This is a genomic window from Stenotrophomonas pictorum JCM 9942, from assembly GCF_001431585.1.
Classification (GTDB): Bacteria; Pseudomonadota; Gammaproteobacteria; order Xanthomonadales; family Xanthomonadaceae; genus Stenotrophomonas; species Stenotrophomonas pictorum.
This window is the reverse complement of record NZ_LLXS01000045.1, coordinates 41,346-65,140: the sequence shown is the minus strand read 5'-3', so window position 1 is coordinate 65,140 and position 23,795 is coordinate 41,346. Positions and strand designations below refer to the sequence as shown.

Annotated in this window: 16 protein-coding genes; 6 read left to right on the top strand and 10 right to left on the bottom strand. The window is 65.1% G+C overall.

Annotated elements, in window-relative coordinates:
- The first annotated feature begins 53 nt into the window (after positions 1–53).
- Complete coding sequence (locus ARC78_RS13385; protein ID WP_241772747.1) at positions 54–2,279, top strand: sensor domain-containing protein; 2,226 nt, start codon at positions 54–56, stop codon at positions 2,277–2,279.
- A gap of 78 nt (positions 2,280–2,357) precedes the next feature.
- Here ARC78_RS13385 and acnB read toward each other — a convergent pair whose 3' ends face one another.
- The 3 genes from acnB to ARC78_RS13370 are packed head-to-tail and all read right to left on the bottom strand — an operon-like array spanning position 2,358 to position 5,615.
- Complete coding sequence (gene acnB / locus ARC78_RS13380; protein WP_054656742.1) at positions 2,358–4,949, bottom strand: bifunctional aconitate hydratase 2/2-methylisocitrate dehydratase; 2,592 nt, start codon at positions 4,947–4,949, stop codon at positions 2,358–2,360.
- 37 nt (positions 4,950–4,986) lie between these two features.
- On the bottom strand, positions 4,987–5,385 hold the full coding sequence (locus ARC78_RS13375) for a type II toxin-antitoxin system VapC family toxin (RefSeq protein ID WP_054656741.1): 399 nt from the start codon (positions 5,383–5,385) through the stop codon (positions 4,987–4,989).
- A complete protein-coding gene (locus ARC78_RS13370; protein WP_054656740.1) occupies positions 5,382–5,615 on the bottom strand; it encodes an AbrB/MazE/SpoVT family DNA-binding domain-containing protein in 234 nt (77 codons plus the stop codon). Before ARC78_RS13370 ends, ARC78_RS13375 begins: the two co-directional genes overlap by 4 nt.
- Positions 5,616–5,889: 274 nt before the next feature.
- Between ARC78_RS13370 and acnA the strand changes: the two genes are divergently transcribed.
- Positions 5,890–8,655: an aconitate hydratase AcnA gene (acnA, locus tag ARC78_RS13365; protein ID WP_054656739.1), complete on the top strand. Its 2,766-nt coding sequence runs from the start codon at positions 5,890–5,892 to the stop codon at positions 8,653–8,655.
- 79 nt (positions 8,656–8,734) lie between these two features.
- On the opposite strand, the gene ARC78_RS13360 is transcribed toward acnA, so the two are convergent.
- Positions 8,735–9,211 (bottom strand): Cif family virulence factor, encoded by a 477-nt coding sequence (locus tag ARC78_RS13360; RefSeq protein ID WP_241772746.1) that lies wholly within the window; start codon positions 9,209–9,211, stop codon positions 8,735–8,737.
- A gap of 87 nt (positions 9,212–9,298) precedes the next feature.
- Here ARC78_RS13360 and rpfB point away from each other — a divergent pair, with 87 nt between their 5' ends.
- Both rpfB and ARC78_RS13350 read left to right on the top strand, forming a co-directional pair.
- Positions 9,299–10,981 (top strand): fatty acyl-CoA ligase RpfB, encoded by a 1,683-nt coding sequence (gene rpfB / locus ARC78_RS13355; RefSeq protein ID WP_057506478.1) that lies wholly within the window; start codon positions 9,299–9,301, stop codon positions 10,979–10,981.
- 154 nt (positions 10,982–11,135) lie between these two features.
- Positions 11,136–12,002, top strand: coding sequence for a crotonase/enoyl-CoA hydratase family protein (locus tag ARC78_RS13350; protein WP_054656738.1), 867 nt, complete (start codon positions 11,136–11,138; stop codon positions 12,000–12,002).
- Here ARC78_RS13350 and ARC78_RS13345 read toward each other — a convergent pair whose 3' ends face one another.
- The 4 genes from ARC78_RS13345 to prfB all read right to left on the bottom strand — a co-directional run bounded on the left by ARC78_RS13345 (position 12,003) and on the right by prfB (position 18,250).
- Positions 12,003–14,183 (bottom strand): response regulator, encoded by a 2,181-nt coding sequence (locus tag ARC78_RS13345; RefSeq protein WP_054656737.1) that lies wholly within the window; start codon positions 14,181–14,183, stop codon positions 12,003–12,005.
- A 1-nt stretch (position 14,184) separates the two neighbouring features.
- Positions 14,185–15,246: a cyclic di-GMP phosphodiesterase response regulator RpfG gene (rpfG, locus tag ARC78_RS13340; RefSeq protein ID WP_425478280.1), complete on the bottom strand. Its 1,062-nt coding sequence runs from the start codon at positions 15,244–15,246 to the stop codon at positions 14,185–14,187.
- 259 nt (positions 15,247–15,505) lie between these two features.
- Positions 15,506–17,026: a lysine--tRNA ligase gene (gene lysS / locus ARC78_RS13335; protein ID WP_057506477.1), complete on the bottom strand. Its 1,521-nt coding sequence runs from the start codon at positions 17,024–17,026 to the stop codon at positions 15,506–15,508.
- A 98-nt stretch (positions 17,027–17,124) separates the two neighbouring features.
- Positions 17,125–18,250, bottom strand: a protein-coding gene (gene prfB, locus ARC78_RS13330; protein WP_096144979.1) for a peptide chain release factor 2 whose coding sequence is annotated in 2 segments (ribosomal slippage) — positions 17,125–18,174 and positions 18,176–18,250 — 1,125 coding nt in all. Because the reading frame shifts where the segments join, the coding sequence is not laid out codon by codon here.
- 164 nt (positions 18,251–18,414) lie between these two features.
- On the opposite strand from prfB, the gene ARC78_RS13325 reads away from it, so the two are divergent.
- Positions 18,415–19,596: a hypothetical protein gene (locus tag ARC78_RS13325; RefSeq protein WP_054656735.1), complete on the top strand. Its 1,182-nt coding sequence runs from the start codon at positions 18,415–18,417 to the stop codon at positions 19,594–19,596.
- A 137-nt stretch (positions 19,597–19,733) separates the two neighbouring features.
- Complete coding sequence (locus ARC78_RS13320) at positions 19,734–21,077, top strand: hypothetical protein (RefSeq protein WP_145974346.1); 1,344 nt, start codon at positions 19,734–19,736, stop codon at positions 21,075–21,077.
- Positions 21,078–21,150: 73 nt separating this feature from the next.
- On the opposite strand, the gene recJ is transcribed toward ARC78_RS13320, so the two are convergent.
- Positions 21,151–22,878 carry a single-stranded-DNA-specific exonuclease RecJ gene (gene recJ / locus ARC78_RS13315; protein ID WP_057506476.1) on the bottom strand — a complete coding sequence of 576 codons (1,728 nt, stop codon included), beginning with the start codon at positions 22,876–22,878 and terminating at the stop codon, positions 21,151–21,153.
- Complete coding sequence (locus tag ARC78_RS13310) at positions 22,871–23,794, bottom strand: hypothetical protein (RefSeq protein ID WP_057506475.1); 924 nt, start codon at positions 23,792–23,794, stop codon at positions 22,871–22,873. The genes recJ and ARC78_RS13310 overlap by 8 nt, the downstream gene beginning before the upstream one ends.
- Position 23,795 lies beyond the last annotated feature (1 nt).

The following is a 23,795-nucleotide window of genomic DNA, read 5'->3' as shown; positions in this document are numbered from 1 at the left end:
CCCTACGCCATGGCCGGCAACGCAGCAGCTCCACTCAACCTACGGAAGAACGCATGGCAGCAATGCGGGAAGTGACGCCTGCTTCAAACGCTCCATCCACGCCCACCGTGGATGCACGCCAGCTGGCACTGGCGCTGGACCACAGCGCCAATGCGATCCTGCTGTGTGACCGCAATGCCGTCATCCAGTACAGCAACGACGGTTTCTTCCGCATGTTCGGCTATACCCGCGAAGAGGCTTGCGGCCGCCAACCGCAGCATCTGCTGTTGGGCACACACACCGATGCGGAGACGATCCGCCAGCTGGGGGCACATCACCTTGCCGGAAAGCCGCATCGTGCCGATGTGCTGGGCTATCGCCGTGATGGCAGCCCGCTGTGGGTGTCGGTGGTCGCCACACCGGTACCGGCTGCCGATGGAACGGTCGATTGCTTCATCAATGTCCTGACCGACATCACCGCGGCCAAGACCCACGAAGTGCTGCAGAACAAAGTGCTCGATGCGCTGGTGCGCGAAGTCTCGCTGGCCGAGACGATGAGCCTGATCTGCCGCGAGATAGAACGTGTGGCACCCGATCTGCGTGCCTCGGTCAGCCAGATCGATGCAAACCACATGTTGCGGATCATCGCCGCACCCAGCCTCCCCACGGCGCTGGTCGACTATCTCAATGGGCAACCGGTCGGCGTCGGCGGCGGCATCTGCGGTGTCGCAGCGTGGCGCAACCGTCCGCTCATCGTCGCCGATATCGCCACCGATCCCCTGTGCGCCGCGCATGCCGGCGAACTGCTGTCCTCCGGTTTGCGCGCCTGTTGGGCCAACCCGATCCGTTCCAGCAGCGGGCAGGTGCTGGGCACGCTGGCTTTCCACTACCTTGAAGCGCGCGAGCCTGCTCCCTGGCACCGCGCGCTGGTCGAACTGAGCCTGCATCTGTGCGCGCTCGCGCTCGAACGCGAACACACCCGCGCGCGGGTACACCAGCTGGCGTTCTACGATGCGCTGACCGGCCTGCCCAACCGGATGATGTTCACCGCCCGCGCCGAGCAATTGCTCGCCAGTTGCGAACAGAACGGGCAACAGGTCGCAGCGCTGTTCATCGGTCTGGACCGGTTCAAGCGCATCAACGAAAGCCAGGGCCATTCCGCCGGCGATGGTCTGCTGCGGGACGTGGCCCAGCGCATGGCCGGCGTCGTCGGCACCTCCGCCCTGTTCGGCCGGCAGGTCGGTGATGAATTTCTGCTCCTGGTACCCGGCTGCAGTGCGGTGCAGACCGCGGCCATCTGCGAGCGCCTGCTCGGCGCCATCGCCGCGCCACTGAACGTGGGCCAGATCACCGTCAACGCCAGTGCCAGCATCGGCGTAGCGATGTATCCGGTGGATGGTCGCGACATCGACACCCTGCTCCGCCACGCCGATCTGGCGATGTATCGCGCCAAGGACGAGGGCGGCTCGGGCTTCCGTTTCTTCAGCCTGGACATGAACCGCGTCGCACAGGAACGGGTGGTGATGGAGGCCGCCCTGCGCGAGGCCCTGCGCGGTGACCAGCTCACGCTGCATTACCAGCCGCAACTGTGCAGCCGTACCCAGCAGCTCTCCGGCGTGGAAGCCCTGCTGCGCTGGGAACATCCGCATATGGGCAGTGTCTCGCCGGCCCGGTTCATTCCGATGGCCGAGGAATGCGGGCTGATGGACGAGCTCAGCCTGTGGGTGCTGCGACAGGCCTGCGATGACCTGGGCCACTGGCGGCAACGTGGCGTACCGGTTCCACGGATCTCGGTGAACCTGTCGGCGAGCAATTTCGACAACGCCACGCTGCCGGACCAGCTGCGCGGGCTGCTGCAGGAATACCACCTGGGGGCGGGCGACCTGGTGCTGGAAATGACCGAAAGCGTGATGCTCTCGGCGCATGCGCGCGTCCTGCGCAACCTGGATGCGCTGCACGCATTGGGTTTCTGCCTGTCGCTGGACGATTTCGGTACCGGCTATTCCAGCCTCAGCCACCTGCACCGCCTGCCAATCAGCGAGCTCAAGCTCGATCGCAGCTTCGTGCAGGACATCGAACACAGTGAAACCGCCCGCTCGCTGATCGTGTCGATCCTGCGCATCGGCGAGAACCTGAACAAACTGGTGGTCGCCGAAGGGGTAGAAACCGAGTGCCAGCGCCAGTTCCTGGCCGCGCACGGTTGCGACCTGCTGCAGGGCTTCCTGTTCTCACCCGCCCTGCCGGCACCGGCACTGGAGTCGTGGCTGGAACACCACCGAGGCGCCCTGCCAGCGGCCTGATACCGCCTCTTTCGGCGCAGCCACAACAAAGGAAGCCCGGCGATCGCCGGGCTTTCTTCTGTTGCTCAACCGTCAGTGTCAGGAGGTGACGGTGTCGGCCACATCCTGGTATTCCTGGATCTGGTCGAAGTTCATGTAGCGGTAGATCGAATCGCCGGCACCGGCCAGCACACCGGCCGCTTCCATGTACTCCTCACGGGTCGGGATGCGACCCAGACGCGAGCAGATCGCGGCCAGCTCGGCCGAACCCAGGTACACGTTGGTGTTGCGACCCAGGCGGTTCGGGAAGTTGCGGGTCGAGGTCGACATCGCCGTGGAGCCTTCACGGATCTGCGCCTGGTTGCCCATGCACAGCGAGCAGCCCGGCATTTCCATGCGGGCACCGGCGGCGCCGAAGGTGCCGTAGTGGCCTTCCTTGGTCAGTTCGGCGGCATCCATCTTGGTCGGCGGAGCGATCCACAGACGGGTCGGGATGTCGCGCTTGCCTTCCAGCAGCTTGGCCGCGGCACGGAAGTGGCCGATGTTGGTCATGCACGAACCGATGAACACTTCGTCGATCTGCGCGCCGGCCACGTCCGACAGGGTCTTGGCATCGTCCGGATCGTTCGGGCAGCAGACGATCGGCTCGACGATTTCGGCCAGGTCGATCTCGATGACCGCGGCGTACTCGGCATCGGCATCGGCTTCCAGCAGCTGCGGGTCGGCCAGCCAGGCTTCCATCTTCTCGATGCGGCGCGCCAGGGTGCGGGCATCGGCATAGCCTTCGGCAATCATCCACTTCAGCAGGGTGATGTTGCTGGTCAGGTATTCGATGATCGGAGCCTTGTCCAGCTTGACCGCGCAACCGGCGGCCGAACGCTCGGCCGAGGCGTCAGCCAGCTCGAACGCCTGCTCGATCTTCAGGTCCGACAGGCCTTCGATTTCCAGGATGCGGCCGGAGAAGATGTTCTTCTTGCCCTGCTTGGCAACGGTCAGCAGGCCCTGCTTGATCGCGTACAGCGGGATGGCGTGGACCAGATCACGCAGGGTCACGCCCGGCTGCATCTTGCCCTTGAAGCGGACCAGCACCGACTCGGGCATATCCAGCGGCATCACACCGGTGGCGGCGGCGAACGCGACCAGGCCGGAACCGGCCGGGAACGAGATGCCGATCGGGAAACGGGTGTGCGAGTCGCCACCGGTGCCGACGGTGTCGGGCAGCAGCATGCGGTTCAACCACGAGTGGATGATGCCGTCGCCCGGACGCAGCGAGACGCCGCCACGGGTGGAGATGAACTCCGGCAGGGTGTGGTGGGTCTTCACGTCCACCGGCTTCGGATAGGCGGCGGTGTGGCAGAACGACTGCATCACCAGATCGGCCGAGAAGCCCAGGCAGGCCAGGTCCTTCAGTTCGTCACGGGTCATCGGGCCGGTGGTGTCCTGCGAGCCGACGGTGGTCATCTTCGGTTCGCAGTAGGCACCCGGACGCACGCCCTGGCCTTCCGGTAGACCGCAGGCGCGGCCGACCATCTTCTGCGCCAGGCTGAAGCCCTTGCCGGTATCGACCGGTGCGGTCGGCTGGCGGAACAGGTCGGTGACCGGCAGGCCCAGCGCTTCACGCGCCTTGGCGGTCAGGCCGCGGCCGATGATCAGCGGAATACGGCCACCGGCGCGCACTTCGTCAAACAGCACGTCGCTCTTGACCTGGAACTCGGCGATGACTTCGCCGTTCTTCAGCGCCTTGCCGTCGTACGGACGCAGCTCGACCACATCACCGTGGTTCATCTGCGACACGTCCAGCTCGATCGGCAGCGCGCCGGCGTCTTCCATGGTGTTGTAGAAGATCGGGGCGATCTTCGAACCCAGGCACACGCCGCCGAAGCGCTTGTTCGGGATGAAGGGGATGTCTTCACCGGTGAACCACAGCACCGAGTTGGTGGCGGACTTGCGGCTGGAACCGGTGCCGACCACGTCGCCGACGTAGGCGACCAGGTTGCCCTTTTCCTTCAGCGACAGGATTTCCTGGATCGGGCCGCGCTTGCCGTCTTCCTCGGGCACGAACGGCGCGTCGGGACGCTTGTTCTTCAGCATCGCCAGCGCGTGCAGCGGAATGTCCGGGCGGGTGGTGGCGTCCGGTGCCGGCGACAGGTCGTCGGTGTTGGTTTCGCCCGGCACCTTGAACACGGTGATGGTCAGGCTCTGCGGCACTTCCGGCTTGGAAGTGAACCACTCGGCATCGGCCCAGCTCTGCAGCACGGACTGGGCGTTGGCGTTGCCGGTCTTTGCCTTTTCCTGCACGTCATGGAACGCATCGAACACCAGCAGGGTGTGCTTGAGCGCATTGGCGGCAATGGCGCCGACTTCGGCATCGTCCAGCAGCTGGATCAGCGGCGCGACGTTGTAACCGCCAAGCATGGTGCCCAGCAGTTCGGTGGCGCGCGCACGGCTGATCAGCGCATTGGTCTCGGTGCCGAAGGCAACGGCGGCCAGGTACGAGGCCTTGACCTTGGCGGCATCATCGACGCCGGCCGGCACGCGGTGGGTGATCAGGTCCAGCAGGAACTCGGCCTCGCCGGCGGGCGGGTTCTTCAGCAGCTCGATGACGTCGGCCGTCTGCTGTGCGGTCAGCGGCAGCGGCGGGATGCCAAGCGCGGCGCGCTCGGCTACGTGGTGGCGGTAGGCTTCCAACATGACAACTCCCGGGGGTACGGTTTGAGAATGGATGGGATCAGGCTTGCGGCACGATCAGCTTCAAGCCCTTGAAGTAATCGCGGTAAAACGTGTCGTTCCAGGTGATCAGCCCGTCGCACTGCAACAGGGCATGGGCACCGACCATGAAATCGTCGATGCGGCGGGTATCGCCGCTGCGCTGCCGGTGGCGGCGGTGCATCTCGCCGGCGCGCAGCGCGGATTTGGCTTCCAGCGCGTTGAAATGGACGCCCATTTCCTCCAGCGCTTCCTGCACCTCGGCACCGCCACGCAACGAGGCGCAGATCTCGGCGAGGGTTGTCCCGCAGATGACCACCCGGCCACCGACCAGCGCCTGCCGCAGGCAGGCCTCCACCGCGTCGGCACGCGGGCCGTCGCTGAGCAGTTCGATCAGGACCGGGGAGTCGACGGCGATCATGCGCCGTCCGTCTCGTCGCGGACGGTGCGCACCGCCTGCTCGGCCGATTCAAATCCGTCCAGCGCGAACTTGCCACGCGCGCGGGAAATGGCGTCGTCCACGCTTTTGCGCAGGATGATGCGGCTGCCGTCCAGCTCGACCTTCAACTGGGTGCCCTTGGTCAGGCCCAGTGCATCGCGTACCGCCTTGGGCAGGGTGATCTGCCCGCGTTCAGCTACGGTGGCTTCCATGGGACCTCCAGCAAAGTATGCATGAATTATACATACCTTGACCGGCATACCCCAATCGACCCGCTACCGTCCCGGTCCGTTGCGGCCGGATGTCGCGCTGGGCGCCGTTACATGGCCGCAACATGGCCCTGCCTAGACTGCGGCGGCTGGCAGCGCCCACCCAATCCGGCTTCGGCCATACTCGGGTACGCATTCACATCACCGGGCGCCGGCCCGGAACGCCCGCGCGGCCCTGCCGCGGCAAGCCATCTGCATGCAACAAGGAGCAAGCCCTATGAACGACTCATTCTCCACCCGCAGCGAGCTGGAGGTTGGCGGTCAGCGTTACACCTACTGCAGCCTGCCCACGCTCGGCCGGAAGTTCGACATCTCCCACCTGCCCTATTCGATGAAGATCCTGCTGGAGAACCTGCTCAGGCACGAGGACGGCGGCCAGACCGTAGGGCCGGAGCACATCGAAGCGGTGGCGACATGGAAGCCGACGGCGGAACCGGACACCGAAATCGCCTTCATGCCAGCGCGTGTGGTGCTGCAGGACTTCACCGGCGTGCCATGCGTGGTCGACCTTGCCGCCATGCGCGATGCGGTGACCCGGCTGGGCGGCAACGCCGAGCAGATCAACCCGCTGATCCCCTCCGAGCTGGTCATCGACCATTCGGTGCAGGTGGACGTGTTCGGCCGTCCGGATGCGCTGGACCTCAACGGCAAGATCGAATTCGAGCGCAACCGCGAGCGCTACAGCTTCCTGCGCTGGGGTCAGAAGGCCTTCGAGAACTTCAAGGTGGTGCCCCCCAACACCGGCATCGTCCACCAGGTGAATCTGGAGAACCTGGCCCGCGTGGTGATGGAGCGCGAGATCGACGGCACCCGCTGGGCATTCCCGGACACCGTGTTCGGCACCGATTCGCACACCACCATGATCAACGGCATCGGCGTGCTGGGCTGGGGCGTGGGCGGCATCGAAGCCGAGGCGGCGATGCTCGGCCAGCCCTCGTCGATGCTGATCCCGCAGGTGGTGGGCTTCAAACTGACCGGCAAACTGCCCGAAGGCGCCACCGCCACCGACCTGGTGCTGACCGTTACCCAGATGCTGCGCAAGTTTGGCGTGGTCGGCAAGTTCGTCGAGTTCTACGGCGACGGCCTGCAGCACCTGCCGCTGGCCGATCGCGCCACCATCGCCAACATGGCGCCGGAGTACGGCGCCACCTGCGGCATTTTCCCGATCGATGCCGAATCGTTGAATTACCTGCGCCTGTCCGGCCGCAGCGAGGCACAGATCGCCCTGGTGGAGACCTACGCCAAAGCGCAGGGGCTGTGGCATGACGCCGGCAGCGCGCCTGCGCAGTACAGCGCCACCTTGGAACTGGACATGGCCGAGGTGAAGCCATCGCTGGCCGGGCCCAAGCGTCCGCAGGATCGCGTACTGCTGGAGGACGTGCACAGCAATTTCGCCGAAGCGCTCAAGGGCCTGATCGCCCACCGCAAACCCAGGGTCGGTTGCGCGGTGGAAGACTTCAAGGAGGAAGGCGGCGCCCAGCCGCAGGCCACCCACCTGGCTGCCAAACCCATCTCGAAGATCCGCATCAACGATGAGGACGCCGAGCTGTGCGACGGCTCGGTGGTGATCGCCGCGATCACCTCGTGCACCAACACCTCCAATCCGGCGGTGATGCTCGGTGCCGGGCTGCTGGCCCGCAATGCCGCGCGCCTGGGCCTGAAGGCCAAGCCATGGGTGAAGACCTCGCTCGGACCCGGCTCACGGGTGGTCACCGACTATCTTGAAAAGGCGGGCGTTCTGGCCGATCTGGAGAAACTCGGCTTCTACGTGGTCGGCTATGGCTGCACCACCTGCATCGGCAACTCCGGCCCACTGCCCGAAGCGGTATCCGTGGGCATCGGCCAGAACGAGCTGGTGGTGGCCTCGGTGCTGTCGGGCAACCGCAACTTTGAAGGCCGCGTGCATCCGGAAGTGAAGGCCAACTATCTGGCCTCGCCGCCGCTGGTGGTCGCCTATGCCATCGCCGGCACGGTCAACATCGACCTGACCACCCAGCCACTGGGCAAGGGCAGCGACGGCAAGGACGTGTACCTGCGCGACATCTGGCCCAGCAACAAGGAAATCGGCGACACCATCGCCGCCACCGTCGGCCCGGAGATGTTCAAGCAGAACTACGCCGACGTGTTCAAGGGCGACAGCCGCTGGGCGCAGATCGCCTCGCCGGAAGGCCAGGCCTATCAGTGGAATTCGGACTCCACCTATATCAAGAACCCGCCCTACTTCGATGGCATGACCATGCAGGTCGGCAACATCGCCGACATCCACGGCGCGCGCGTGCTGGGCCTGTTCGGCGATTCGATCACCACCGACCACATCTCCCCGGCCGGCAACATCAAGAAGGACTCGCCAGCCGGCCGCTTCCTGCAGTCGCGCGGCGTGCAGCCGGTGGACTTCAACAGCTACGGCAGCCGCCGCGGCAACGACGATGTGATGGTCCGCGGCACCTTCGCCAACATCCGCATCAAGAACCTGATGTTTGGCGGCGAGGAAGGCGGCAACACCCTGTATTACGCCCCGGGCAGCCAGAGCGGCGAGAAACTGGCGATCTACGATGCGGCGATGAAGTACAAAGCCGATGGCGTGCCGCTGGTGGTGCTGGCCGGCAAGGAATACGGCACCGGCTCCTCGCGCGACTGGGCGGCCAAGGGCACCAACCTGCTGGGTGTCAAGGCGGTGATCGCCGAGAGCTTCGAGCGCATCCACCGCTCCAACCTGGTCGGCATGGGCGTGCTGCCGCTGCAGTTCCGTGACGGCCAGAACGCACAGAGTCTGGGCCTGGATGGCTCGGAGGTGTTCGATGTGACCGGGCTGGACGACGGCAAGGCCAAGACCGCGACGGTCACCGCGACCAGGGCCGACGGCAGTACCAGCACGTTCACTGCCAACGTGCTGCTGTTGACGCCCAAGGAGGTGGAGTACTTCCGCAACGGCGGTCTGCTGCAATACGTGCTACGCCAGCTGGCCGCGAAGAAAGCGGCCTGATCTTGGCAGGAAGCGCCCTTGACCGGGCGCTTCCTGCCCAGGCGCTGATGAGGCCTGGGGCGACACGGTGCGGCCCGGCTTAAAGCTCCGGCTCACCTGCCCTCTTCCACGAAGCGCTATACACCTGCCAGCGGCCATCCTCATCGCGCCAGCCGCTGACCACCTCCTGCATTTCGCCGCGCTCGGGCAGGAACCGCCCGCTGCCACCGACCATCAGCACCGTGAAACGCACCGTGGCAGTGCGCATGTCGTCGCCCATCGCCACCGTGACCGGGCCGGTCTGCACCGTCACCCGGTGGTTCAGCAGCAGCTGTGCCTTGAGCAGCCGCTCCAGCCCTGCGCGGTCCAGACCCTCGTTGCCGACGAAGTCGGCCGAAACGGACGCCATGAAGTCCCCAGGCGCCCCCCGCTCCACCGCTTCCTGCATTGCGGCAACCGTCTGGCGCAGCCGCTGCTCGGGAGGCGCCGCCTTGCAGGCGGCCAGTAAAAGCAAAATCAAGACACAAAGCAGGTAATTCGGGGCCGTTCGGGCCATATCTCCCTTCGCCTTTTCCATTCTGGACGGTATGCTGCCGACAACGGCCCGTGTCGCTGACGGCCGGTCGATGTCCAACTAGACCACATCCATTTCCTGGAGGGGAAGATGAATCAGGAACGTCCCTGGCTGCAAAGTTACCCGGCTGGTGTACCGGCCGAGATCGACGTCAACGAGTTCCGCTCCGTTGCGGCAGTATTCGATACGTCTGTGGCCAAGTTCCGTGATCGCCCTGCCTACTCCAACTTCGGCAAGACGCTGACCTACGGCGAAACCGATGCGCTGGTCAGCCAGTTCGCGGCCTATCTGCTGGGCGAGCTGCAGCTCAAGAAAGGTGATCGCGTCGCGGTGATGATGCCCAACTGCCTGCAGTATCCGATTGCCACTTTCGGCATCCTGCGCGCCGGTCTTACCGTGGTGAACGTCAATCCGCTCTACACCCCGCGCGAACTGAAGCACCAGCTGGTCGACGCCGGTGTGGTGGCGCTGGTGGTGGTGGACAATTTTGGCGACACCGTGCAGCAGGTGATCGCCGATACACCGGTCAAGCAGGTGATCACCACCGGGCTGGGCGACCTGCTCGGCTTCCCGAAGGGCGCGATAGTCAACTTCGTGCTGAAGTACGTGAAAAAGATGGTCCCGGATTACCGCCTGCACGGCGCGATCCGCTTCAAGGAGGCGCTGGCGCTGGGCAAACGCCACCGGCTGCCGGCCGTGGACATCGACCACGACGACATCGCATTCCTGCAGTACACCGGCGGCACCACGGGCGTGGCCAAGGGCGCCATGCTCACCCACCGCAATCTGGTGGCGAACATGCAGCAGGCCTCGGCATGGATCAGCGGCTCCGGCGTGGAGCCGGGCAAGGAAGTGATCATCACCGCGCTGCCCCTCTACCATATCTTCGCATTGACGGCGAACGGCCTGGTTTTCATGAAGATCGGCGCGCTGAACTACCTGATCACCAACCCGCGCGACATGAAGGGCTTCGTCAAAGAGCTCAAGAACAACCGCTTCACCGCCATCACCGGCGTCAACACGCTGTTCAACGGCCTGCTCAACACCCCCGGGTTTGACGAGGTCGACTTCTCCGGCCTCAAGGTCACGCTCGGCGGCGGCATGGCCGTGCAGCGTTCGGTCGCTGAACGCTGGAAGAAGACCACCGGGGTGACGCTGATCGAGGCCTACGGCCTGACCGAGACCTCGCCGGCCGCCTGTATCAACCCGCTGGATCTGAAGGAATACAACGGCTCGATCGGCCTGCCGATCCCCTCCACCGACGCCTGCGTGAAGAACGACGACGGCCAGCAGGTTCAGGTCGGCGAAGTGGGCGAACTGTGCATTCGCGGCCCGCAGGTGATGAAGGGCTACTGGCATCGCCAGGATGAAACCGACCAGGCCATCGATGCCGATGGCTGGCTGCATACCGGTGACATGGCTCGCATGGACGAGAAGGGCTTCTTCTATATCGTCGATCGCAAGAAGGACATGATCCTGGTCTCCGGCTTCAACGTGTATCCGAACGAGATCGAGGACGTGATCGCCATGATGCCCGGGGTGCTGGAGGTTGCTGCAGTCGGCGTGCCCAACGAGAAGTCCGGCGAAGCGGTGAAAGTGGTCATCGTCAAGAAGGATCCGAACCTGACCGAGGAACAGGTCAAGGAATTCGCCCGCGCCAACCTGACCGGCTACAAGCATCCGCGCATCGTCGAGTTCCGCAAGGAGCTGCCCAAGACCAACGTCGGCAAGATCCTGCGCCGCGAATTGCGGGATGCGCCAGCGAGCACCTGAACCAGGCGAAATCGAGCGAACAGGACAGGGCCTCTCCGGAAACGGAGGGGCCCTTCGCATTTACGGTTGTCAAAGCCCGTGTAGCATCGCCACGTGCCAGCGTTTCGCCCGCCGCCCACGTCCCCTTCAGCGGGCCTTTGCAAAGGACCAAGCCATGAGCCTGATCGAACTGCTGCCTGCAACCCCCTCCTACGCCACCGTCCGCACCCGCAGCGATGCCACCCGCAGCGTGCATTGGCTGCACATGCACGCCGATGCCGCACCGGGCGTACGCCCGTGTTTCCGCAAGCCCCTGATGACGGACATGCACGCCTTCCTGGACAGCATCAGCGCCAAGCAGCCGGGGGAGCCGCGCCGGCTGCAGCACCTGGTACTTGCTTCCGATGCCGATGCCTTCAACCTCGGCGGCGATCTGGATGTGTTCTCAGCCTTGATCCGGGCCCGTGATGCCGAGGGCCTGCTGCGCTACGCCCGCAGCTGCATCGATGGCGTCCACCGTTTCGACCGTGGCCTCAATGGCGACTTCCGCACCATCGCCCTGCTGCAGGGTGACGCGCTCGGTGGCGGGCTGGAGATGGCCCTGTCGTGCCACACCATCGTGGCCGAGGAAGGTGTCGGCATGGGCCTGCCGGAAGTGCTGTTCGGGCTGTTCCCGGGCATGGGCGCCTACAACTTCCTCAGCCGCCGGGTATCGCCGCAACTGGCCGAGCGCATCATTCTGGAAGGCCGCGTCTATACGGCCGAAGAGATGCACGCCATGGGCGTGGTCGACATCCTGGTACCGCGCGGACAAGGCGAGCAAGCGGTCAACGACCTGATCCGCCAGCAGCAGCGCATCCCCCATTCCTGTCTGGCAATGAATGCCGTGCGCGGCATTTCCCACGCGGTCAGCTACCAGGAATTGCTGGACATCACCAAGGTCTGGGTCGAGGCCGCGCTGGCACTGGACGAGAAGTCGCTGCGCACCATGGACCGCCTGGTCAAGGCACAGACCCGCCGCAGCGGGCAGACCGCACGCTGATCAGCCTGCGGTTTCATCACCCTGGGGGTGCGTGCGCCGTGCCGCGCGCGCATCCAATGCCTGCCGCCCCTCCAGCAGCGCCGCCTGGAGACGGGGCAGGCACTGTGCGCCTTCACTGCGCAACTGCCAGTCGGCCATCGCCATCAGCTCGCCGCCCAGCGCTGCCACCCGGGTCAGACCCAGATTGCCGGCCACGCCCTTCACCGCATGGGCCTGCTCGCGCATACGCTCCCAGTCACCTTGCTCGCTGGCTGCCCCCACCGCGTCGCTGCAGGTGACAAGATCGGTCATGCACTGGCGTATGAACTCGCGCTCGAAGCCTTCGCCCAGGCCCAGCGTCGCCAGCTCATCCAGCACATCCGGGTTCAACACGTCATCGCCGGTCACCGGCGCTTCGATGACGGTGCGGGTCGCCGGGCTGCGCGCGTCACCTTCACCTGCGATGATTGCCAGGGTTTCCAGCAGTTTGGCCGCTACCACCGGCTTGGCCATGAACGTGTGCGCACCAGCCTGCGTACAGCGCTGGATCGCATCCGGGGTCACATCGGCACTGAGGATCACGACCGGGGTGCGCGGTCCACCACCGGCCTGCATCACACGCAGCTGCCTGAGCATGTCCAGACCACTCATGCCGGGCATGTGCAGATCGACAATCACCACATCGAACTCACACTCGGCGAGCAGATCAAGGACCGCCTCGGCACCGTTGACGCACTGCACGCGATGACCGGCTTTCTGCAGCATGCGCTGCAGCACCATCCGGTTGGCCTCGTGGTCATCGGCCACCAGCACCTGCAGGCTGGGAACCCGTGCCCGATGGCGCCGGAACGGGTCGGAAAACGAGATGACATTGGGGAACGCCTCGGCGATGGCCTCCGGGCTATCCAACGCGACCGGCGCACGCGCGACGTCCCCGGCCTGCGCCGGGACAAGCGGCACTTCCACCCAGAAGCAGCTGCCGCCGCCCGGGTTGTCCTGGTAGCCGATCTCACCTCCCAACGTCTGCGTCAACCCCTTGGCGATGGCCGTTCCCAGCCCGGTCCCTTCATAGCGCCGGGCCAGGGACACGTCCGCCTGCTCGAACGGCTCGAACAGGCGCGGGCGCAATGACGGGGCCACGCCAATACCCGTATCCAGAACATCGAAACGGATCCGCAGTGCATGATCGCCCGCTGCCGCCCGCATCGACACCCGGATTTCAACCCTGCCGCTGTCGGTGAACTTCACCGCATTGCCAGCAAGATTGAGCAGGATCTGGCGCAGGTGCGCAGCGTCGCCGTGCAGGCCATCGGGTACGCCGGTTTCCACGAACACCCGGTAGTCCAGCTGCTTGGCACGCGCTTGAGGCTGGAGAATCAGGCCGATGGACTGGATCAGCTCGGCCAAAGAGAAATCGCGCGCGTCCACGCGCAGCTTGCCGGCCTCGATCGCCGAGATATCCAGCACCTCCTCCACCAGCGCCAGCAGGCTGCTGGCCGATGCCTGGATCGTGTTCAGACACTCGCGCTGCTCATCATCCAGCCGCGTGGTGGCCAGCAGTTCGGTCATGCCCGACAGGCCATTGAGCGGCGTGCGGAACTCATGGCTCATATTGGCCAGGAACCGGCTTTTGGCATCACTGGCGCGGCGTGCCTCCGCCATCGCCTCGGTCAGCTGCTTCAACAGACTGGCGAAATACAGCGGAATTGCCGCCAATCCCACCAGCAGACCAACGCCCAGACCCAGATTGCGCTGCCAGTAGTCGCTCAGCGTGAGCGTCACCCCGAAACTGAGTGTCGCCATGGCCACTGCAAGCCACAGATAGCGGTTGCCATAGCGCATACCGTTGCCAACAGTGACCCACATCACCACGACATAGATGGGGGCCATCGGTTCGCCGATCGCACTCATCGCGATGGACATCAGCGCATAGTCATCGACCATGCCGAGAATGCGGCGCAGATCCGAACGCGCCGGACGCCACAGCAACCAGCCCATCAGCACCAGCGACAGGCCCTGGGCGATCAGGATCAATGTCACCACCAGCCGCAGCTGCCCGGCTGGCAAGCCCCAGCTAGGGGATGACAACAGCACATAAGCCAGGATCAGCGCGATCAGCACGATCCGCACGAACGCCTGTGCGTGCTCGCTATCGGTGCGCTGCGAAAGCCGCCGCTTCAGCCCGGCGAACACCGCACGCATCTCAGGCTTCCGGTCTCGGGAACGCGGACGAATACTGCGCGCAGACCTGTTCCAGCTCTTCGCGCGCACGCAGCAACGCATCGACACAGCGCGGGCAGAACAGACGCCCACGCTGGGCGTACAGATACGCAAGAGTTGCATCCATCGTCCACGCCTCCTTGTATGGCCGCGGCGAGATCAGTGCATCGAACACGTCGGCCACCGCCACGATCCGCGCTTCCAGAGGAATCGCCTCACCGACCAGGCCATCAGGATAGCCGCTGCCATCAAAACGCTCGTGGTGACGCAGCGCGATCGTGGCTCCCAGCTGGATGAAGCGGCTGTTGCTGCCACTGAGCAGCTCGTAGCCGATGCGGGGATGACGTCGCATGACCGCCATTTCGGCCTCGTCCAACTTGCCGGCCTTGAGCAGGATGGCATCGGGAATGGCGATCTTGCCCATGTCATGCAACGGCGCCGCCATCTCGATGGCGCGTGCTTCTTCGGGCGGCAGCCCGAGCTGCTCGGCGATCAGCCCGGCAACATGCGACATCCGCTCCAGATAGGCGCTGGTACCGGCATCGCGATATTCGATGGCCCGAGCCAGCCGCGACAGGGTTTCGCGCTCGCGCTCTTCGACCTCGTTCATGCTGGCCAGCAACCGCTGCTCCAGCGACAGCGCCCGCTGCTTCACGCTCTGCCCTTGCTGGCGCAGCTGCAGGAGGTTGTGGCAACGCGCCCTCAGTTCACGGGGGCGGATCGGCTTGACCAGAAAATCGATAACCCCGGCCTCCAGCGCCGCCTGGCGCAGCGGCTCATCACCCACCACCGTAATCAAAACGATGGGTATATCGCGATTGTGCGGGAGCCGCCGCAAGCGCCGGGCGAACTCCAGGCCATCCAGCTCCGGCATGCGGTAGTCCAGCAGCAACAGGTCGGCCTCATGGGTGTCACACCAGGCCAGCGCTTTGAGCGGGTCTGCAAAATCATGCACCCGCAGTTCGGATGCGATGTCCTCAATCACATGCCGAAGCATGGTCCGCGCAGACGTCTGGTCATCGACGATGACGATATCCAAGCCCATGTGGTTGTAGTGTCCGGTGAAACTGCTGTGATCTGGAAGTTGAGCAGCCTCGCAAGCATCGCGGGCTACCTGCTGCATGTCACACGCCATTTTCGCGCTGCCCCTGTGCGGCCTGATCGCTGCAACATATTCGACCGGGCCCGCGCACTGTGCAACATGCCACATCACAGATACGCACCAGCGGCACGGCCAGCGGCTATCGCTGGCCGTCACACTAGACCATATCCATGGACAGGCGCCATGCCTGCCGCGGAATGCCTCAGTTTTCCGGGCGCATGTAGGGGAACAGCAACACGTCGCGGATGGAGCTGCGGCCGGTCAGCAGCATCACCAGTCGGTCGATACCGATCCCCAGGCCGCCGGTCGGCGCCATGCCGTACTCCAGCGCACGGATATAGTCCGAGTCGTAATGCATGGCCTCGTCGTCACCCCCCTCCTTCGCCTCCACCTGCGCCTGGAAACGCGCCGCCTGGTCCTCGGGATCGTTCAATTCGGAGAAGCCGTTGGCCAGCTCCTTGCCATTGATGAACAACTCGAAGCGGTCGGTATAGCCGGGGCGGGTGTCGCTGGCGCGGGCCAGCGGCGAGACTTCGATCGGATGATCGGTGATGAAGGTGGGTTGGACCAGGGTGTGCTCGACGGTCGCCTCGAAGATCTCCAGCAACAGCCGACCCCAGCCATATGACGGCTTGACCTTGAGCTTGAGGCGTTCGCAATGACGCAGCAGTGCCGCATGGTCGGTGCAATCGGCCAGGCTGATTTCCGGATTGTGGTGACGCACTGCCTCATCCATGCGCCAACGACGGAACGGCGCGCCCAGATCGATGCTCGCTCCGTCCCACTCCACGATGGTGGTGCCCAGCACCTGCTGAGCGACATCGCGGATCACCCCTTCGGTCAAGTCCATCACTTCGTTGTACGTGGCGTAGGCCTCGTACAGCTCCATCATGGTGAATTCCGGGTTGTGGCGGGTGCTGACGCCTTCGTTGCGGAAGTTGCGGTTGATTTCGTACACGCGCTCCAGGCCACCAACGACCAGCCGCTTCAGGTACAGCTCCGGCGCCACACGCAGGTACAGGTCCAGATCCAGCGCGTTGTGATGGGTGGTGAACGGCTTGGCCGTGGCGCCGCCGGGGATGTAATGCATCATCGGCGTCTCGACTTCCAGGAAGTCGCGGCTGTCCAGCCAGGCACGCATCGCACGGATGATCTTGGAGCGCTTGATGAAGACCTCGCGCGACTCCGGGGTCACGATCAGGTCCACGTAGCGCTGACGGTAGCGCTGCTCCACGTCGGCCAGGCCATGCCACTTGTCCGGCAACGGACGCAGCGATTTTGTCAGCAGGCGGATGCTATTGGCCTTGACCGACAACTCGCCGGTCTTGGTACGGGTCAGGCCACCTTCCACGGCAATGATGTCGCCCACGTCCCAGCCCTTGAAGGCGGCGTAGGCATCGCCCAGCGCGGTGGACTGCAGGAACAACTGGATGCGGCCGCTCTCGTCCTGGATCTGGGCAAAGCTGGCCTTGCCCATCACCCGCTTGGCCATCAGGCGACCGGCCATCTTCACCGTGCGACCGGAGGCTTCCAGCGCCTCGGAGGTCCAGGTCTCGGCGTCGGCAAACTCGGCCTGCAGCGCGCCGGCGAAATCCTCGCGGCGGAAATCATTCGGGTACGCGATGCCCTGCCCGCGCAGCGCCTTGAGTTTCGCGCGACGCTCGGCGATGAGGCTGTTCTCGTCGACGGGAGGCTGCGGCGTTACCGGAGTCTGTTCGTTCATGGCTTTGGTATTCACTTGGGGGAGAGAACAAAGTGCGACGACCAGAGGGTGTCGCCGCACTGTACAGCGATGGAGGGCCCATGCCGGGCCACTCCGGATTACGCGTCGTTGCGTTTGGCGCCCGCTTCCAGGCCGGACTTCAGACTGGCCTCGATGAACTCATCCAGGTCGCCATCCAGCACCTTCTGGGTGTCGGTCCGCTCGATACCGGTACGCAGATCCTTGATACGGCTCTGGTCGAGCACGTAATTGCGGATCTGGCTGCCCCAGCCAATGTCGGACTTGGTCGCTTCCAGTGCGTCACGCTCGCTGTTGCGCTTCTGCACTTCCAGCTCATAGAGCTTGGCGGCCAGCATCTTCATCGCGGTGTCGCGGTTCTGGTGCTGGCTGCGACCGGTCTGGCAGGCGACCACCGTATTGGTCGGGATGTGGGTGATACGCACCGCCGACTCGGTCTTGTTGACGTGCTGGCCACCCGCGCCGGAAGAGCGATACACGTCGGTACGCAGATCGGCGGGGTTGATGTCGATTTCGATGTTGTCATCGACTTCGGGCGACACGAACACCGAGGTGAAACTGGTGTGCCGGCGGTTGTCCGAATCGAACGGCGACTTGCGCACCAGCCGGTGCACGCCGATCTCGGTCTTCAACCAGCCGTAGGCGAACTCGCCTTCGACCCGGAACGTGGCCGATTTGATGCCAGCCACGTCGCCGCCGGACACTTCCATCAGCTCGGTCTTCCAACCGCGCGACTCGCACCAGCGCAGGTACATGCGCAGCATGATTTCCGCCCAGTCCTGGGCTTCGGTACCGCCCGCGCCCGCCTGGATGTCGACGAACGCGTTGCAGCTGTCCATCTGCCCGGAGAACATGCGCTGGAACTCCAGCTTCTCGATGTGGGCCTGATGCTTGTCCAGGTCAGCGACCACCGACAGCGCGGTGTCCTCGTCCTGCTCGCTTTCCGCAAGCTCCAGCAACTCGGTGGCATCGGTCATGCCATCGAGCACCGCGGCGATGCCGCTGACGGTCTTGTCCAGCATCGAACGCTCCCGGCCCAGGGTCTGGGCGTACTCGGGATTGTTCCAGATGTCGGGGTTTTCCAGTTCGCGGGTTACTTCTTCAAGACGCTCTTTCTTGACGTCGTAGTCAAAGATACCCCCTGAGCGAGACCACGCGATCGGTCAGATCGGTGATTCGCTGGCGGATGGGATTCAGTTCGATCATGGGTCGGTCTATCAAACAGGCAGACAAGGCGGGAATTCTACCATCGGCGGGGCCTCGCCAGCGCCGGACACGCCCGCCGTTTCACGCGGTGCGTGGATCCGGCACGCGGTGCCGTTAGAATTCATGAATGGACCCGCCAACGGCGGGAAACGGACACCGCCTGCATGATCAAGGACTCCAGCTTGAAAACCCGCCCCACCCGTATTTTTGCCGCCATCGCCCTGACGCTGGCTCTGGCCGCATGTCAAAAACTCGGTATCGGCGCCGCTGCCGACAGCGCCCCCACCCTGGCGGTAGGCGATGCGACCTCCGGTGAAATCACTTCCTCCAGCCGTTTGAATTACAACGACGGCAGCCGGCACCAGGGCTACAGGATGACCCTGAAAAACGGTGAGGCGGTAGCGCTGGAACTGGGCGGCGCACTCAATGGCCAGCTGGCGGTGTTCGACGGGCAGAACATGATCGCCAGCGCCTCCGCCAGCTACGAAGGTGAAGGTGACGACTCCGCCGGCGCGGTCGGCCTGGCCTTCCGCGCGCCCAAGGACGGCACCTATCTGATCGCCGTCAACAGTGCCAGTTCCAGCAGCTTCGGTCCGTTCAAGCTCAAGACCGCCACGGTCGTGCCCTATGACGGCAAACCGCTGGGCGCCGACAGCCGCATCACCGACTGGCTGGTCGGCACCGACAAGCAGGAATACAAACTCACGGTTGCCAAGGCCGGGCTGTACACCGTCACCATGGAGTCCAGCGCGTTCGACTCCTATCTGCGTCTGAACGGCCGCAATGTGGAAGTGGAGGATGACGACAACGGCGGCCAGCTCAATGCCCGCATCCGCGCCTATCTGGAGCCGGGCGACTACACCATCGCCGCCTCCTCGCTGAACGGAAGCACCGGCTCGTTCAAGCTCGGCGTGGCGATGACGGCCACCGACCAGGGCCTGATCACACGTGACGGCACCGCGCTGACTGTCGGCCAGACCGCGCAGTCGATGATGGATTCGCGCGGCCGCCGCACCTTCATTCTGAATCTGGACAGCGCCAGGCACATCCAGTTCGATGCGATCGCCGATGGCTTCGACTCGGTACTGCATGTCACCGGCCCGGGCGTGGACGCCGAGGACGACGACGGCGGCAACGGCACCAATGCCCGTCTGTCGCTGCCGCTGGGCCCGGGTCGCTACACCGTCGCGGTCACCGGCTTCGGCAACCAGCAAGGTGTTTTCGAACTGGAAACCACCGACTTGGGGTCTGATGTGACCACTCCGGCCAACAGCAACCGCAAGGATGCCGCCACCGAGGCTGCAGCAGCCGCCGCTGATGCTGCTGCCGCAGTAGAAGTGGACTGAGGATTCAATGACCCGCCGGCGCTGCTGCCGGCTGGTGGTCGCCGCCCCACGTCAAAAATTTCCGGCGCCGCCAGGGCTCCTGGGCGATGCCGCTGGAACACCGCCGTTTCCCCAACGTTCTCCATAAGGAAGTCCAAGTGAAGCGATTTGCAGCAGGATTGCTGTCTCTGGCCATTGCCACCGCCATGAGCTCCCCCGTCCACGCGGCCCCCTCCGCCCGTCCGCTCGCCAGCAAGGGCGATGTGTCTGGCGAGATCACTTCCACCAGTCCGATCAACTACAGCGATGGCACCCGCAGCCAGCTGTTTTCGCTGCAGCTGGGCGCCGGCCAAGCGGTTTCGCTGAAGCTGCAGGGCGCTCTCAACGGTGCACTGTCGGTGTTCCACCGTGATGTGCTGGTGGCGCGCTCCGAATCCGACGACCGCGGCAATGCAGCGCTGAGCGTGCGCGCCGACAAGGCCGGCCCCTATCTGGTGGCCGTCAGTGGCGCCGACTCGCGCGCGTTCGGTCCCTTCCAGCTATCGGCCAAACCGATCGTAGCCTATGACGGCAAGCCGTTGACCGCCGGCCGTCGCATCACCGACTGGCTGGAGAACGGCAGCAAGACCTACACCCTGGAAGTCGACCAGGCCGGGCTGTACACCCTGGACCTGGAATCCAGCGAGTTCGACAGCCGCATGGAACTGAGTGGCAATGGCGTCAACCTGGAAGATGACGACGGCGGCAACCAGCTCAACTCCCGCCTGGTGGCCCCCCTGCAGCCGGGCCGCTACACGGTGACCGCCAGCGGCTTCTCGCAGGCCTCCGGCGCGCTCTATCTGGGTGTGGAACGGGCCGACTTCCCCGAAGGGCTGGTATTCGCCGACGGCTCGGCGTTGCCGGTCGACGGCATGGCCAGCGGTTTCGTCAGTGCCGACGAAACCCGCAGCTTCACTTTCAACCTTGCCGATCGCCGCCGCGTGCAATTCGATGCCAGCAGCCGCGAGCTGGACACCGTGCTGACCGTGCAGGGGGGCGACATCACCCTGAGCGACGATGACGGCGGCGGCGGCGTGAACTCGCGCCTGTCGCAGGTGCTGGATCCGGGCGAGTACACCGTCTCGGTGCGCTCGGTGAACGGTCGCGGCGGCATTTTCCAGCTTGCCTCTTCCACCGCGCCGGCACCGGACGGTCCGATCCGTCCCCAGCTGGCGATCGGCCGCGAAACCCAGGGGCAGCTGCGTCCGGGCAACCGCGACCTGTACACACTGGAAATTCCGCGCAAGGGCACGTACGTGATCAGCATGACCGGCACTTCAGGCCTGGATGGCCTGATCACCCTGATGCGCGACGGCGAGGAGGTCGCGCAGCAGGATGACAGCGACACCAGTCTTGATCCGTCACTGGAGATCGAGCTGGATGCTGGCCGCTATGTACTGCTGGCCCACAGCTTCGACTCCCGCGCCAGCGGCGGATACCGGCTGCTGGTACGGCGCAAGTAACGCGGCCGGGCGGTTCACACAGAAGCCGGCGCAATGCCGGCTTCTTTTCCGCTCCTGCCGGGACGCACGGCACTCATGCCGGCTGGGCGTGCTCGACCATCAACTGGATGGCCTGACCCCCACGGTAGTCATCACTTGCCAGGCGATAGGCGACATGCAGATGCTGGCTTGGCGCATTGCCGGCCCAACCGCCGAACTGGATCGCGTTCAGACGTACCGGGCTACCCGGCTGGCGCAGTACCAGCTTCAGATGGCGCTCCTTCAGCACGCGCCACTCCAGCACCTCGAACACACCATCAAACAAGGGCTCAGGAAAGCCCTGCCCCCAGGGACCCGCCAGTCGCAGCGCTTCGGCATGGGCGAAATCCAGCTCCGCGGTTGACAGCTCGCCATCACTGAGCAGCTGCTGTTGCAGCAAGGCCGGGTCCAGCGTGGTTTGCACCTGCTGCGCGAAGGCGCGCTTGAAGGGCTCCAGATGGGCCAGCGGCAAACTCAATCCTGCCGCCATGGCGTGGCCGCCAAACTTGTCCATCAAGCCGGGATGACGGGCATTGATCGCTGCCAGCGCATCGCGGATATGGAAGCCGCTGATCGAGCGCGCCGATCCCCGCAGGGCATCGCTCCCCGGTTCGGCCGGCGCAAAAGCGATCACCGGCCGGTGCAGCCGGTCTTTCATCTTCGAGGCGACCAGCCCCACCACGCCCGGATGCCACTCGGCATCGAACAGGCACGCCGCAACCGGCCGCTGACCATCGTCCGCGAGCAGGGCCCTGGACACTGCACGCTCGGCATCGTCGGTCATCAACTGCTGCACCGCGCGCCGCTCGGCATTGATCTCTTCCAGCATCGCGGCGATCTGTCGCGCCTGCGCCGGGTCTTCGGTGAGCAACAGCTCGATGCCAAGTGCCATGTCTTCCAGACGGCCGGCCGCATTCAGGCGCGGCCCCAGGGCGTAGCCGATGTCGCTGGCGGTCAGCCGCCGCGGATCCCGGCCACTGGCGTCGATCAGTGCACGCAGGCCGACACTTCCCTTGCCGGCGCGCAGGCGACGCAGGCCAGCGGCAACCAGGGCACGATTGTTGTCATCGAGCACCACCAGGTCCGCGACGGTACCCACCGCGACCAGATCCAGCAAGGTCAACAGATCCGGTTCGGGCTGGGCCTTGAACGCACCGGCCTCGCGCAGATGCCGCCGCAGCGCCATCAACACATAGAAAATCACGCCCACCCCCGCCAATGCCTTGCTCGGGAATGCATCACCGTCCACGTTCGGATCGACGATGGCATCGGCAGGCGGCAGCTGCTCGCCCGGCAGATGGTGGTCAGTGACCAGCACCTGCCAGCCCAGCGCCTTGGCCGCACGGACACCCGCATGACAGGCGATACCGTGATCGACGGTCACCAGCAGATCTGGCTTGAGCGCGACGAGCTCCTCAACCAGCGATGGCGACAACCCGTAACCGTGCAGCATGCGATTGGGCACGGCGTGCACCACGTCGCGCGCACCGAGCATGCGCAACCCGCGCACACCGACCGCACAGGCAGTCGCGCCGTCACAATCAAAATCGCCGACAACCAGAATGCGCCTGTCGCCACTGATGGCGGCAGCCAGCAACTCGACCGCCTTGTGCATGCCGCCCAGCAGGTCCGGCGCGTGCAGCTGGGCCAGACGCGGCTGCGCCTGCTCGGCAGACAGTGCGCCACGCGCGGAATAGAGCCGCTGCAACAGCGGCAGAGTGCCGTCACCCCAGTGCCCGGCCTGGGCCGGATCACGCCGGACGATCTTCAACACATCACTCATCGGCCAGCGTCGCGACCGGCCTCTTCCAGAAGTGCCAGCGCTGTCCTCGTGTCAGGCGATAGCGGACGCCATCCTCAAAGTCCAGCAGCAGCTCGCCCAGCTCACCGCGCTTCATCGCATCCAGCAAGGGAGTGATCGCATCACGGACCAGCTGCTCCAGGGAGCGCAGCTGGCGCAGATCCACCAAGGCATCCACCGCCTGCTCGCCGCCAAGCCGCACCCCGGCGGCCTTGGCCAGCCCCTGCAACAACGCGTCGCGACTGCGCACCTGCGCGTGCGACGTACGCACCGAATCGGGCAATCGCCCCGGGCCCCAGAACCACAGCGAGTTGACCGCCCGTTTGCCCTGCGCGATCCGCGCTTCATTCCACGGATGCTGGTGCAGCACCACCTGCGCTTCGGTCAGCAAGGCACGCCAGCGCCGGCCAAGATCGCCGTCGGGCAGGTGCGCGAACAGATCATCCCCCAGCACCGCCTCGGGGGCGGCGAATGCGGGCAATGGCGTGTCCTCGGGCAGACGCAGATACCAGCGTGACGCCGACGGCGCATCCAGCTGGAAACCGAATCCGGCAAACAACGGCTGCAGCGCGGGCAGCAAAGCATCCACGTCGCCTTGTTCCAGTCGCAGCGTCTCGGCCACCGCCATCATCCGCGCGCCGTGCATATCCGGCACGACATTGGCCGGATCGGCGCGCAACCAGAAACCACCGGCAGCATCGCCCGCATCGACCTCCCGGGTCAGCGCCGCTGCCGACCACTCCACCGGGATTGCACTGAAATGCCGGCGCAGTTGTGCCAGCTCACCGGCCGCGCCGGGCGAACGCTCGGCACGGCCCAATGCCGCAGCCACCTGTGCCGGCAGCGTACCGGCCGGGAAACGGCTGCGCGCAGGCAGCAGCAACGTGGCTTTGGCCATC